Annotated in this window: 10 protein-coding genes and 2 CRISPR repeat arrays; of the genes, 5 read left to right on the plus strand and 5 right to left on the minus strand. The window is 49.9% G+C overall.

All coding sequences use genetic code 11. The features are described 5' to 3' along the window. Nucleotides 1-634: tetratricopeptide repeat protein (locus tag BHW66_RS00335; RefSeq protein ID WP_286688804.1), on the minus strand; the 634-nt coding region annotated here is incomplete at its 3' end. Nucleotides 635-1,182: 548 nt separating this feature from the next. After that, nucleotides 1,183-1,689, minus strand: a complete 507-nt coding sequence (locus tag BHW66_RS00340; protein ID WP_143246954.1) for a hypothetical protein — start codon at nucleotides 1,687-1,689, stop codon at nucleotides 1,183-1,185. A gap of 256 nt (nucleotides 1,690-1,945) precedes the next feature. On the opposite strand from BHW66_RS00340, the gene BHW66_RS00345 reads away from it, so the two are divergent. Continuing rightward, nucleotides 1,946-3,016, plus strand: a complete 1,071-nt coding sequence (locus tag BHW66_RS00345) for a tyrosine-type recombinase/integrase (protein ID WP_286688805.1) — start codon at nucleotides 1,946-1,948, stop codon at nucleotides 3,014-3,016. Between the two features lie 208 nt (nucleotides 3,017-3,224). Further along, nucleotides 3,225-3,548, plus strand: a complete 324-nt coding sequence (locus tag BHW66_RS00350) for a hypothetical protein (protein WP_217730439.1) — start codon at nucleotides 3,225-3,227, stop codon at nucleotides 3,546-3,548. A gap of 33 nt (nucleotides 3,549-3,581) precedes the next feature. Continuing rightward, a CRISPR array of direct repeats spans nucleotides 3,582-3,878; the repeat unit is 36 nt; unit sequence GTTTTGCCTTGAATCCAAAATAAGGCACAGTACAAT. A gap of 8 nt (nucleotides 3,879-3,886) precedes the next feature. After that, a CRISPR array of direct repeats spans nucleotides 3,887-5,507; the repeat unit is 36 nt; unit sequence GTTTTGCCTTGAATCCAAAATAAGGCACAGTACAAT. Nucleotides 5,508-5,567: 60 nt separating this feature from the next. On the opposite strand, the gene cas2 is transcribed toward BHW66_RS00350, so the two are convergent. From cas2 to cas9, 3 genes are read right to left on the minus strand one after another with little or no spacing between them, the layout of a single operon-like run. Next, on the minus strand, nucleotides 5,568-5,900 hold the full coding sequence (gene cas2, locus BHW66_RS00355; RefSeq protein WP_022196948.1) for a CRISPR-associated endonuclease Cas2: 333 nt from the start codon (nucleotides 5,898-5,900) through the stop codon (nucleotides 5,568-5,570). Continuing rightward, a complete protein-coding gene (cas1, locus tag BHW66_RS00360) occupies nucleotides 5,867-6,802 on the minus strand; it encodes a type II CRISPR-associated endonuclease Cas1 (RefSeq protein WP_022196947.1) in 936 nt (311 codons plus the stop codon). The genes cas2 and cas1 overlap by 34 nt, the downstream gene beginning before the upstream one ends. A gap of 10 nt (nucleotides 6,803-6,812) precedes the next feature. Further along, complete coding sequence (gene cas9, locus BHW66_RS00365; protein ID WP_217730441.1) at nucleotides 6,813-10,142, minus strand: type II CRISPR RNA-guided endonuclease Cas9; 3,330 nt, start codon at nucleotides 10,140-10,142, stop codon at nucleotides 6,813-6,815. Nucleotides 10,143-10,506: 364 nt separating this feature from the next. On the opposite strand from cas9, the gene alr reads away from it, so the two are divergent. The 3 genes from alr to BHW66_RS00380 all read left to right on the plus strand — a co-directional run bounded on the left by alr (nucleotide 10,507) and on the right by BHW66_RS00380 (nucleotide 13,567). Then, on the plus strand, nucleotides 10,507-11,613 hold the full coding sequence (gene alr, locus BHW66_RS00370) for an alanine racemase (protein WP_022196945.1): 1,107 nt from the start codon (nucleotides 10,507-10,509) through the stop codon (nucleotides 11,611-11,613). Between the two features lie 92 nt (nucleotides 11,614-11,705). Further along, the gene (locus BHW66_RS00375) at nucleotides 11,706-12,146 is read left to right on the plus strand and encodes an Rrf2 family transcriptional regulator (RefSeq protein WP_094137189.1); all 441 of its coding nucleotides are present in this window, start codon (nucleotides 11,706-11,708) and stop codon (nucleotides 12,144-12,146) included. A 134-nt stretch (nucleotides 12,147-12,280) separates the two neighbouring features. After that, nucleotides 12,281-13,567 carry an O-acetylhomoserine aminocarboxypropyltransferase/cysteine synthase family protein gene (locus BHW66_RS00380; RefSeq protein ID WP_102737404.1) on the plus strand — a complete coding sequence of 429 codons (1,287 nt, stop codon included), beginning with the start codon at nucleotides 12,281-12,283 and terminating at the stop codon, nucleotides 13,565-13,567. The last annotated feature ends 10 nt before the right edge of the window (nucleotides 13,568-13,577 follow it).

Here is a 13,577-nt window from a genome sequence, read left to right on the forward strand (position 1 = left end):
AGTATCCCAGCCTCCACTGGGCTTCCGCGTTCCCCTGATCGGCGGCCAAACGGTACCACTTCACCGCCTCCCGCTTGTCCTCCCTGATTCCTTCTCCAAAGTAATAACAGTATCCCAGCCACCCCTGGGCTTCCGCGTCCCCCTGATCGGCGGCCAAACGGTACCACTTCACCGCCTCCCGCTTGTCCTCCCTGATTCCTTCTCCCCAAAAATAACAGTATCCCAGCCTCCTCTGGGCTTCCGCGTTCCCCTGATCGGCAGCCAAACGGTACCACTTCACCGCCTCCCGCTTGTCCTCCCTGATTCCTTTTCCCCAAAAATAAAAGTATCCCAGCCTCCTCTGGGCTTTCGCGTTTCCAAACTCCGCCGATTTTTTGAAACATGAGACAGCTCTCTCCACATCTCCTTTATTCAAATACTGCTCCCCCAAATCCATCAGGCGGGTATGATCCAGTTCTACTGTCTCGTTCTCATGGGCGTATTTTTTTCCATTAAATAGCTGTACAACACTAAAAGCCGTTAAAAAACATACGGAAATGATGATTGCAATCATCCGCCATTTTCTTCCTGCCCACCGTTTTTTCTCTATCTCTATTTCCGGATAATTATTTCCATCCGCAAATATTTGTTTCATGCTTTTTTTAGAACAATGAAAATCTATCAGGAAAAACGAGAACAGCAGAAAGACGATGATGAAAGATAAGTAAGACCACATATTTTCAGAACAGTCCATCAATAAAAAACCTACAGGAATAAATAAGGAAAAATAAACGCCCGCATTTAATATCATACTGTTATACTTGCAGTCTCCTGCCATGTCCGCTGCACGGCTGTCAGGAATACAGGCAGAAGATACACAGAAAACAACAATTCCTATATAGTCTCCCCACGTCAAATGTTCCACTATTCCTTTCCAGCTTTTTATTACTGCAAAATCATACAGGGAAACAGCAATAACCAGTAAGCACAAAGCCAAAGCGGCTTGTACTGTAGAAACTTGAGTTTCCCTTCTTGAAGAGAATAAAGACAGGGGCAGCAGGACGACGGAAGCCGCAAAAGAAAAAATCACCCTGGCGCTCAACCCTCCCAGCGCTCCAACCAAAATACTTAATATTGCATGAAGCATACTCATTAACAATCAATATTTATACCAGCTTTCACCCATTTATCCTGATGATTCCGTTATTTAATATTAATTTTATTATTGAGAATCAAATAATCAATAGCGCCAGCGGCCTCCCTTCTATCCATTATTCCCTGTTTGACGCGCAGGGACAAAACCTTTACCATCTTGTCTGCAAGAACCTTGTCCACCTTTCCCTGTTTTACGGCTTCCTGAAGGCGTGACAGAGATGCGCGAAAGACCTGAGCTTCTTCTTCCCTGGCAATTTTTGACTGGGCTTCATGTTCCGCCTGGTTGATGATTGTCTTGGCTTTGGCGCTTTGACGTTTATCCCAGGCGGCAGCTCCCGCCCTGGCTTTGGCTGAAGGGTCATAAGTGCTGGTAATTAAATCCCCACGATACCTGTTCCCATATTGGTCTGAAACGGAAATCGGGGTTATGCTGGTTCTAGTTGTAGGCGTTTTTCTGCTTTTGAACCGTTCAAACCTAGCTCTGGCGCTTCTGTCCCCTTTCCCGGAATGAGTGTAATAGCCACCCGCTCTTCCCGTTTCCAAAGTTCGAGCCAAAACATGTTCTCCCACCAGAAAGACTGTTCCAAATATGATTAATAAGGAAATAGAAACATTCATTTTTTGCCTGTTCTAACGGATTCCCAATCCGTACATTTATATCGAATAATGTAGAAAAAAATCTAACATATTTTTATGAATCATTGTTTATCATCTTTCATTTCCTTTTCCGTTCCTGTTTGATCTTTATAGCTGTTATCATCACATTTTAGACTTGTGTACGGATTGGGAATCCTCTGCTACAACGTTCTTCATGAACATACCGACTTCCTCTTTCCCCACCGACACGGATCAGACAGGAATCCTCCTCATCCGTTCCCTGGGCATTCCTCCCATGGACGCTTTCCTTCTTCTAAAGGACCTCCTGGACACCAGCCGCGGAAGAGGCGACAGAATAACCCGGGCCAAACGATGCATACGGCTGGGAGGAGAGGCCCTTGCCGACAGGGAAACAAGCGTGCCGTTTTCCCAGGCTGTCCGCGCCAGCCTGGAAGCAAGGAAACATCGCCGGCCCCGCACGCTGCAGGAAATCCGCTATATGGCTGCCCGGATGATGAAAAAATGCCCGGAACTGGCAAGAAAACAGGTCCGTTCCATCACGCCGGAAGATTGCGAGCGTTATCTCCGCAAAAGCTTTTCCACTCCCCGCCAGCGGCACAAGGGGCGGCTGATCCTGAGCGGCATCCTGAATTTTTCCCTGAAGCGCGGGTGGTGCCGTAAAAACGCGGCCTTTCTGGTTCCTCCCCCCATCCTCAGGGAAAAACGCATCAGGGCCCTTTCCCTGTACGAGGCAAAACGGCTTCTCCACACCGCGGAACAGTTGTTCCACGGGGCATGCCTGCCGGCCTGCGCCCTGATGCTGTACGCGGGCATACGCCCCCACGAAGTCAAAAGGCTGACCTGGAAGCACATCAACCTGAAATCCGGCCTGGTTTCACTGGCGCCCACCCATACCAAAACAGGAGGGAGCCGCCATGTTTCCATCCTTCCCGTGCTGGGCTCCATCCTCAGCCGGACGTCTTCCGCCTGCTCCCCCTCCCGTCCCGTTTGCCCGCCCAACTGGGAAAAGAAATGGAGGGAAGTAAGGCGCCGGTCCGGCATCCTGAAAAAAAGCGGATGGGTGCAGGACGTGCTGAGGCATACCTACGCCTCCTACCACCTGGCCCATTTCTGCAATCAAAACCTTCTTCAGAAGGAGATGGGGCACTCCTCCCCCTCCCTGCTTTTGGCTCGCTATCTTAACATGGACGGAATCACCTCCGCAACCGGCGCCATGTTCTGGACGCACAGCTTTGTTTCTCCCGCTCCGTTAAAGGAAGACTGACAAAAATCCGTCTGGAATTGCGCGGCCAAAGGCGGAGCAATCCCCTGCTCCATCAGACCGGAGGCGCATTTGTTTTGCCTTGAATCCAAAATAAGGCACAGTACAATCAGAATAATCACGCCGCCCTACGAAAGTATGTTTTGCCTTGAATCCAAAATAAGGCACAGTACAATGAAAGAAGCTAACACCCGTAAAATTATCCTGCCTCATGAAGCATAAACCACAATATAGATTCGCATGGAAGATTATCATGGCCTCTGTTTGCCTCGTTATCACGGCCGTTTTATCTTCATGTGATTCGAAAAACCATACTTCCGAAAAAGCATCCGGGACTTATGCAGAGTTTGTTGTCTTTGTAGATGACCGGGCCGTGATTATTGAGAAGGGTATTCCTGCTAAGGACATTACGACTAAGTGGGAAGGTGCTGGAGTTAAAGAAGTAATCATCTCTAAGTGGGATGATAGGGAAGAACGGCGAACTGTCACTCGTATCATAGGAAAGAACGTAACCACATTGGAGCAATGGAAATGACTAGCGAACTAGAAGAACATCGTAAACTCTTACGTTTTGCCTTGAATCCAAAATAAGGCACAGTACAATAAATAATAATATGAGCATTTATGATGACCGTTTTGCCTTGAATCCAAAATAAGGCACAGTACAATTCAGTTTGTATTGGTTGGCGACGACGCAAAGTTTTGCCTTGAATCCAAAATAAGGCACAGTACAATATTTGACAACTTGCTTTCTATTGCTAAAAGTTTTGCCTTGAATCCAAAATAAGGCACAGTACAATATTTGACAACTTGCTTTCTATTGCTAAAAGTTTTGCCTTGAATCCAAAATAAGGCCAAGAATCTACTGTTCTTGTTTTGCCTTGAATCCAAAATAAGGCACAGTACAATATGACCCCCGGAACACTACTTATAGAGAGGGTTTTGCCTTGAATCCAAAATAAGGCACAGTACAATTGTGGCGCCGTCAATACTGCTCTGCGGAGTGTTTTGCCTTGAATCCAAAATAAGGCACAGTACAATGTCTATAACGAGCAGGGCAATACCCAAATGGTTTTGCCTTGAATCCAAAATAAGGCACAGTACAATATTGTGGACCAGTTGACCTACAACCCCCTGTTTTGCCTTGAATCCAAAATAAGGCACAGTACAATCAATCGATTATACCCCCGCAACGCACCTTAGTTTTGCCTTGAATCCAAAATAAGGCACAGTACAATCCCTGAAACATACTGATTCCGGTGCATACAGTTTTGCCTTGAATCCAAAATAAGGCACAGTACAATATCAACTTCTCTGGGGAAATACTGTGCACAGTTTTGCCTTGAATCCAAAATAAGGCACAGTACAATCAAGCGCCTTAAGCATAGCCTCCGAGGCATGTTTTGCCTTGAATCCAAAATAAGGCACAGTACAATGTTGGATGCAGACATATCTGTTTGAATACCGTTTTGCCTTGAATCCAAAATAAGGCACAGTACAATTTGCGGAGGTAAAGTAATCGATACCATTCCGTTTTGCCTTGAATCCAAAATAAGGCACAGTACAATCCGCGAATTATAAACTCCTGTTCGAAGGTGGTTTTGCCTTGAATCCAAAATAAGGCACAGTACAATGTCTTCGCGAAGCCCTGTCGAGTATTGCACGTTTTGCCTTGAATCCAAAATAAGGCACAGTACAATCAACGGGGGGACAACCCGAAACACTCCTTCGTTTTGCCTTGAATCCAAAATAAGGCACAGTACAATACGGCGAGGGCCTTCTGTCCCTTATCTTTTGTTTTGCCTTGAATCCAAAATAAGGCACAGTACAATCCGGAGGGGAGAGCAGAGGCGGGGAACCTAGTTTTGCCTTGAATCCAAAATAAGGCACAGTACAATATGATTGCAGCGCGGGCATCAGCGGAGATAGTTTTGCCTTGAATCCAAAATAAGGCACAGTACAATTTTTTGTTGGCGGGGTGAGTAAGCTTCTCTGTTTTGCCTTGAATCCAAAATAAGGCACAGTACAATCATATTCTTCTTGAAACCCATACCCCACTCAGTTTTGCCTTGAATCCAAAATAAGGCACAGTACAATATAGGCCCTCTTCTTGTTTTTCCTTCCGTCCGTTTTGCCTTGAATCCAAAATAAGGCACAGTACAATGATAGTGACGGCGGGCGTGTTGCGGCCGTGGTTTTGCCTTGAATCCAAAATAAGGCACAGTACAATCGTCGGAAATGGTCTCCGCGAACAGAATTAGTTTTGCCTTGAATCCAAAATAAGGCACAGTACAATACGGTTATTTTGCATAAATCAAGGTCCTTAGTTTTGCCTTGAATCCAAAATAAGGCACAGTACAATGCAGGATGCGCAGGGTGTTGCGGAGGCGGCGTTTTGCCTTGAATCCAAAATAAGGCACAGTACAATTGATTTTGTCGGCAATGGACGCAAGATGCTGTTTTGCCTTGAATCCAAAATAAGGCACAGTACAATAGATACTGTGCCTTATTTTTATGTTCAGCGACTTATAAAAAAATACGGCGTCCGATATTTTTACCAGAGGAGCATCTGCTGAGGCAGGGAAACCTCCTGTCGGGGACAAGACCTGCCATGAAAAACGAACATCTTATCCCACTGGATATTCGTAACGAAAAGACAGCGGACAGAACCATCAGGCGGTATCATTTTCTGGATTCTGCGGGAGTGGGTAGCCATTCTTTCCTGAGTAACGCACGCGCGGGCATAGACGCTATACTGAATCATCGTATAGCCGTCTTCTAAAAGAGCCTTACGGAAATATTGATAGTTTTTTTTATCTTCCGGCGTGGTTGTGGGAAGATCAAAGAACACAACTAGCCAGCCCATTTTATAGTTGTCATAAGCCATGGTTCATACGGTCCGGATTGTCCGGCAAGAACTGCTTTGCGGAAACTGCGGCAAACGGCCTCTACCGCCGCTTTCAACGGCAGCTGTTTATCCCGGTACATGACAGAAGCCTGCAAGGTGGCTGTAATATGTTGCCTGAACTCACGGGTGATTTCTCCTGCTCTCTCTTCTGTTTTTCCTTCCCGCAGGCACAAATGAATCCAACGGGCCACATTGGCGTCAAAGGCAGGCCTGAAGGGTTCCATCAGATCATAAGCCAAAGGCGCTGCATGTTCCCGGGATTGATGAAAAATGCCGAAGCAGGGATCCAGCCCCAGAGCAAAGAGATATTGCAATATGCAAGACAACAGAATAGCGTACGCATAGTTGAAGAGGTTATTAAACCCCTCCTCATGACGTCCCCTGCGAAAATCGGAGTTTGCCCATGTATCCGCAAATACGCTCCAGAACAGGCGGGCGCACTCTGCTTCCCTCGCCGTCTTTTCCGTCACGGCCATTCTCTTCAGCTCCGCAATGGCGGGATGATGCGGATTCCATGCTTGGGCCAGAGCCGTCTGATTCCCACACTTGGCATCCAAAGTCTTTTGCCAAAGGCGGTTCCGCAAACGGGCCGGCATATCCGCCAGATGTCTTAGCAGACCGGTATCCGTAGACCGATCCGCTGGCAGGAGCAGCACGGCAGGCCTGTAGCTTTCACACAGCACAAATCCTATTCTCTTCCTGGCCAGTTCTATCAGCAAATTGCTCGTGAGCGTCGCCTTAAAAGAACTGAGCACAACAGCCCCCACATCCTCCAGCGGAATCGTCCGGGGAGAATTCTCTCCATCCGCGCATCTGAGTTGGCCCTTGTCGCAGCTCAGATGGCATGTATAGGCATCTATGCTTAGAATATGGTATGACATGTAAAATGCCTTATCGTGGAGTTCCCGTATAAGAAGTAGGGTATCTTTTCATCTGGTATTTTTTTAATAAAGAAATGAGATCTACTTCACGCCAATTACATTCATGCGTCTTATTTTTAGGTACAGCGCAATGCGCTCTCTGAAGATCTAATTTTACGCCACCTTTTGAATCCTGTATGGATTCAATTCTCCATACACCTGCATGCTTGGGATCTTTAGACGAGGTTAAATGAATCAACATGCCTTTTTTCAAAATGCGCACCGGCTTGCCGCCGTTCTGTTCTTTCAGGGCCATGATTCGCTTAAACACCTTAATATGTCTGATCACCACCGGCTTGGGATCTAACGCCACTCCATAATTGCCATCAATTTCTATGGCTGCCTTAAGAGCCTTCAATTTTGACGGGCCTTCCGGAAACACTCCGACCAATTTGCTTGCTTTTACCTGATTTTTTTTCTTCTTCCCATCTTTCTTTTTGGAAAGAGAAACCATGGCATCCTCCCCGCTTCCATCAACAGAAAGCACTCTCTGCATGGTTTCCTTGAGTAAAGCGCCGCCCATGTCTGCAGGGACATGCTGAATGACCCTCTGCTCCATCAATTGTTCACGAATATTTTCTTTAAGAGAGGCGGAAAGATCACGCAACATCATGCGTCCATCATCATTCAGGACATAATGACGCTGATTCGCAACAGGCCTGACTTGAGGTATCAGTTTTTCCGGAATTCGGCGCATGGCAAGAACACGTCTCAGCAAACCATTATGATGAGCGGGTATGATATAGGGAATAAGCCCCAGCACACAGGCATCCAAGGCATGATGCAAATGAGTGAGAGAACGCAGGTTTTCCTTAAGAATCTTGCCGGAGTCCGGGTCGGCAGCTTCCGGGCATAATTCCTTAAAGACCCCAAAAACATCCCACGCCTTGCGAACTTCAGCAGTAACAGCGCCGGGAATCATGTCGATGTGCGCATCCGGCAGAGAGGTTTTAATAGACTTGCATGCCAGTTTCATCAGGTGGGAACTCTGCGTCATCATGCCTTCCGTCATGCCTATTTCCTTCATGGCATCGTGATTTTGTAATTGATGCCTATGGGACAATCCCCTCACCATCAGTAAGGCCTTGCGCTTCTTTTTGCGCTTGCGGTCATCTTCATGCCACTTCTTGTCGTCCAACTTCTCAACAAATTCCCTATAATTATTAAAGGAACAAATATGCAGGTTCGTTCGTCCCGTAACCGGCTTACCCTGCTCCTGCTCCACAAAATCGTACCCGGTACGCTGACCTTTCATCTTGTTAACCTCTTTCCTCGTGAGAACCAGAGAAGAAAGCGCGTTAGACTGCCGGAAAGAATAGGGGACGATATGTTCCATCTCCATATTTTCCAGCTCATGAGTGCCATACCGCTCACCGGTAAACGGGCATGTCCAGTTCATGTCCATGGCGATGCGGCACTTGCGTATCAGATTGGCAGAAAGCGCTTTCCCCGGTAAATCCCGTTTTAATTTATTGACGGCTTCCGTATGGCTTTTCTGACGCAGATTCAGTTCTGTCTGAATCTTTTTGCTGCCCATGCCGGAAAACGTTGTCAGCTCCTTGCCAACTTCCACACAAATGCGGGAAATTCTGTCTTTTTGCCCGTCGGCGAAATCCTGAATCAAATCTTTCAGCAAGCGATCCAGAATCAACATACGGTGACGGACAAGGTGGTTGTTGGTCATCGTATCAAGACGGCGTTCTTTCTGGTATTGATTCACGGAAGAATCCGCGTCAAGGAGGCAATACAGACAACCGTCATGCGCTTTCAGTTCCCCATCCGGATGCGCTTCTCCCCGGGCAGGACGCGTCGGGTCTTCCCCGTCAAGGGTTTCTTCCACAACTTTTTTCAAGACGGGGCGGGCATACGGCGCTCGTCCCGTCGCATACCTGGGTTTTAACGGCGTGGCGGCATAATCCGGATCTGTCTTCTTGGCTTTCTTTCGATTGGCCTGTTGATGGCGTTCTTTCTCTATCTTCTTTTCCAACGCCTCGACAGATTCCCCACGGGACTTAAGCAAATTCAACAAATAATTCGGGGTAACGGACTTCCCGCGACGCAGACGATTGGCGGCAAGCCGGTAAACAGATGGAGAAAGAGTTTCCCCGATGCCGCTTCTTTTCAGAACTTCCACGGCAGGATCCAGGTAAAGAGCCTCTTCGCTGTCAGGATGCAAAGTAAAATAGTTGGCTACATTAGTCTCTGTCTCTCCCAGACGAGAAGAGATGGCCTTCTCCAGAGACGCTTTGGTCAACTTTCCTTCCTGTCGGGCCTGATTCATCAATTCTCTGCGTATCTCTGCAGAAAGAGGCTCTCCGTCCGCACGGATGTTACATAAAATCCGGGCCATGCGGTATTCATAAAATTCCGGGCAATTCGCCGTCGGAACCTTGGATAGTTTTTCTGCCCGTTCACGGGCATTTTGCTCAGAATTTCCTTTCTTTAGCTCAGCTTCGTACACCTGAGCCCACGAGACAGGGCAACGGCTGATGATACGGTTATCAAAACGGGGGATTAACTGACCGAACAAAAGACTCCCACGATAACACCGGGCCAATTTTATCCCGTAATGAATCAACACGCCGCGTTGTTTCGTTGTCAGGGGATGATGCTGGGCAATCAACTCCATGATTTCCGAAGTCAGCCCCGGAATCAGAGGCGCGGAAAGCTCCAATATACGTCGTACTTCCTTTTCCACGATTAAACGGGGAAAAGCGGTATTGAGATTTTTATAAGCCGGCGTTGAAACATTCATCGGAGCATCCGCTTTGCCCTCTTCCAGTTTCAATTCCCGGCAAATGGTTTCCGCCATGGTCGCCGTCCCATGTTTATCCATCAAATCTTGAGCATGCTTCACTCTCTCGGTATCCTCCCCGTTCCCGCCATCTTCTGAAAGGCTGTTAGACCATGAGGCATTATTGTCGTACCCTCTGTTATGAGCATACCAGCGGAGAACATGCCAAAGCTCAATCGGGGCGAGAGTTCGATGCCCTTTTAACGCTTCTGACGCCAAATAAAAGGGAGCGGGGTGCCCGGAAGTTTCTTTCATTTCCGGCGTGATGATTTGCGCCTGAACCAGCAATCTGCCGATACGATCGATGCGAACGCGCCGGGAGCGGATATTGCGTCTCAAACGTCTGTATTCACGCCTTTTAAATGCCTGACAATCATCTTTCGGAAACAGAACCGTACCGCAACCGCAAACCGAGGGATCCGCATCATCATGGGATGCGGAAGCAATGACAGCCCATCCAATGGATGCATAACCAATATCAAACGAAAAAGTGAGAGAACGCGACATCACAAAAAAACTGCTTTAATTCATATTATATGCCAATATTGCATTCCATCAAGTATTTTAAAAATTATTCCATTCAGAAAAAAACAGTTGACAAAACATCTGAACATCACTTTAATTCCCAACGGATTCAAGACAAAATTTGAAATGCAAACCGATTTTCCTGACTGCCAGCCAGTCACACCGGTAACAAAAGCATTTTTATCAAACTGCCATGTGTTTCAGCACATGGCAGTTTTTATACCTTCTGAAAGTTCGAAAGACTGACAAAAATCCGTCTGGAATTGCGCGGCCAAAGACGGACAATCCCCTGCGCCGGGAGCATCCGGCGCCCCTCTTTTTCCAACCTTTCCGCCATTTTCCAACCATGCCAGCAACCAGCCCTCCCCGCGCCTGGGCCGAAATCGACCTCGGGGCCATCCGCCATAACCTGAATGTCGTCAAGCAGGCGGCCAAAGGGGAATATTACATGCCCGTCGTGAAGGCAGGCGCCTACGGCCACGGGCTGGAACAGGTTTGCCGCACGCTGGATTCGGAAGGCATCGCTTTCTTCGGGGTGGCCAATGTGGGGGAAGCCCGGCGCATCAGCCAGGCGGGCTGCCGCACCCGCCCTTACATCCTGGGCCCCGCGTTCCCGGAGGAACGGGAGGAAATCGTGCTGAACGGCTGGCGCTCCTTCATTTCCACCATGGAGGAGGCAGAGCATTACAATTCCCTGGCGCGGCTGTACGGAAAGACGCTGCCCATCCACCTTTCCGTGGATACGGGAATGGGCCGCGGCGGATTCCTGCCGGACCAGCTTGAAGAACTGCTTTCCCGCCTGGGAGAACTGGACAGCCTGCATCCGGAAGGCCTGGGAGCACACCTGCCCTGCGCGGACGAGGACCGGGAAATCACGCTCAGGCAAATCGCCCTCTTTGAACGGATGGCCGCCCGCATCCGGGAGAAACTGCCCTTGAAGTATTGCCACCTGGCCAACAGCGCCGCCTCCCTGGATTATGAAATTCCCTCCAACAACATGTGCCGCCCCGGGCTGGTGCTGTACGGGTTTTCCCCCATTGACTCCCCATGGGCCTCTCAATTAAGGCCGGCCATGGCTCTTTTTTCCCGCCTGACGGTGGTGCGCACGCTGCCGGAAGGCCACGGCATTTCCTACGGGGGCACTTATGTGACGGACCATCCCACCAGGGTGGCGACCGTGGGCATAGGCTACGCGGACGGCTATCTGCGTTCCCTGGCCCATAAGGGCGCCCGCGTCATGGTGGACGGGGTTTCCTGCCCCCTTCTCGGGCGCGTGACGATGGATCAAATCATCGTGGACGTCAGCCGGGCGCCGCACGCGGAACCGGGCATGACCGCAGAAATCATGGGGCCGCATATCCCCGTGACGGAACTGGCTGAAAAGGCCGGCACCATTTCCTGGGAAATTTTTACCGGAATAGGCCCCCGGGTTCCCCGCCATTACAATTATTAAACTTTCAACCGGGGAAGAAGCCCGCCATTCCGCGTGGAACCTTCATTCCCTATTGACGGGCATCCGGAAATATCGTTTATTTAACCGATATGATGAAGGTTTCCACCAGAGGACGTTACGCATTGCGCCTGATGATTGATCTCGCCCACCACCGCAACGAAGGCTACGTTTCCCTGAAGGAGATTTCCGCCAGGCAGGACATTACCGTACGTTATCTGGAACAGATTATCGCCATCCTCCTGAAAGCGGGATTTGTCCAGAGCTTCCGGGGAAAGGCGGGAGGATACCGCCTTTCCAGACATCCGCGCGAATACACCACGGAAGAAATCCTGAAACTGACGGAAGGCTCCCTTCTGCCTATTTCCTGCACGGCTCCCCACGAAAATCCGTGCCCACGGGCGGCAGGATGCGCCACGCTGCCTTTCTGGCGCGGGCTCCAGCAAGTCATTGAGAATTATTTGCGCCGCGTAACGCTGGAAGATCTGGCCGAGCAGCAGAAGGAAATCGGCTGCGACTACGGAGCCGGCATTTAAGCAGCGGCCGCGGGCCTGAACATTTCTCCACCTTTTCCCATTCCGGCCCATGTCCCGTTTTTTTTACCCGGAGCTTGACATGGTCTTTTCTTTTCGTTATCCATTTCCTAGTTTTCCGATAGGAATATAAAAACATGAGCAAGAACCATCGATTTGAAACACGCCAGATCCACGTGGGTCAGGAAAGTCCGGACCCGGCCACCGATGCGCGCGCCGTACCTATTTACGCCACCACTTCCTATGTCTTCAAAGACTCGGAACAGGCGGCGGCCCGTTTTGCCCTGGCGGAGCCGGGCAATATTTATAACCGCCTGATGAACCCAACCGCAGATGTTTTTGAACAACGCATCGCCTCCCTGGAAGGAGGGGCGGCCGCGCTGGCCGTATCCACCGGGGCCGCCGCAGTCACGTATGCCATCCAGAACATCGCCCGGGCCGGGGACCACATTGTTTCTTCCTCCACCGTATATGGCGGAACGTACAATCTTTTCGCCAATACGCTGGCGGATGCCGGCATAGAAACCACTTTCGTGGACGCGAGGGACGTTCAGAATTTTTCCAGGGCCATCCGGAACAATACCAAGGCCCTGTACGTGGAAAGCCTGGGCAACCCGAATTGCGACATTGTGGATATGGAAGCGCTGGCGGAAGTGGCGCACGCCCACGGCATCCCGCTCATTGTGGACAGCACGTTTGCCACGCCCTTCCTGTTCCGCCCCTTGGAACACGGAGCGGACATCGTGGTGCATTCCGCTACCAAATTCATCGGCGGCCACGGCACGGTGATGGGCGGCGTGATTGTGGACGGCGGCAAATTCGACTGGACGCAGAACGACAAGTTCCCAGGCATCAGCAAGCCCAACCCCAATTACCACGGAGCCGTGTTCGCGGAGGTATGCGGCAATCTGGCCTATATCGTCAAAATCCGGGCCACCCTGCTGCGGGACACGGGAGCCACCATCAGCCCGTTCAATTCCTTCCTGCTTCTCCAGGGGCTGGAAACACTCTCCCTGCGGGTGGAACGCCATGTGCAGAACGCTTTGCGCGTAGCGGACTATCTGTCCTCCCATCCCCAGGTGGAAAAAGTGAACCACCCCTCCCTGCCGGACCATCCGAACCACGACCTTTACAAGAGATATTACCCGAACGGGGGCGGCTCCATCTTCACCTTTGAAATCAAGGGCGGCGCGGAAAAAGCTCGCAAGTTCTGCGAAAGCCTGGAACTATTCTCCCTGCTCGCGAACGTGGCGGACGTCAAGTCCCTGGTGATTCATCCGGCCTCCACCACCCATTCCCAGATGACGGAGGAGGAACTGAAGGCGGGAGGAATTACGCCATCCACTGTGCGGCTCTCCATCGGGACGGAACATATCGACGATATTCTGGAAGATTTGGAACAAGGCTTCCGCGCCATTCTCTAACGATTTAACG

The sequence above is a fragment of the Akkermansia sp. 54_46 genome, assembly GCF_001917295.1.
GTDB lineage: Bacteria > Verrucomicrobiota > Verrucomicrobiia > Verrucomicrobiales > Akkermansiaceae > Akkermansia > Akkermansia muciniphila.

Excerpts from the sequence above, each read along its gene's own strand:
- BHW66_RS00350 (WP_217730439.1), top strand. The coding sequence starts at position 3,225 with ATGAAGCATAAACCACAATATAGATTCGCATGGAAGATTATCATGGCC.
- cas9 (WP_217730441.1), bottom strand. The coding sequence starts at position 10,142 with ATGTCGCGTTCTCTCACTTTTTCGTTTGATATTGGTTATGCATCCATT.
- BHW66_RS00375 (WP_094137189.1), top strand. The coding sequence starts at position 11,706 with ATGAAGGTTTCCACCAGAGGACGTTACGCATTGCGCCTGATGATTGAT.
- cas2 (WP_022196948.1), bottom strand. The coding sequence starts at position 5,900 with ATGGCTTATGACAACTATAAAATGGGCTGGCTAGTTGTGTTCTTTGAT.
- cas1 (WP_022196947.1), bottom strand. The coding sequence starts at position 6,802 with ATGTCATACCATATTCTAAGCATAGATGCCTATACATGCCATCTGAGC.
- BHW66_RS00380 (WP_102737404.1), top strand. The coding sequence starts at position 12,281 with ATGAGCAAGAACCATCGATTTGAAACACGCCAGATCCACGTGGGTCAG.
- BHW66_RS00345 (WP_286688805.1), top strand. The coding sequence starts at position 1,946 with ATGAACATACCGACTTCCTCTTTCCCCACCGACACGGATCAGACAGGA.
- alr (WP_022196945.1), top strand. The coding sequence starts at position 10,507 with ATGCCAGCAACCAGCCCTCCCCGCGCCTGGGCCGAAATCGACCTCGGG.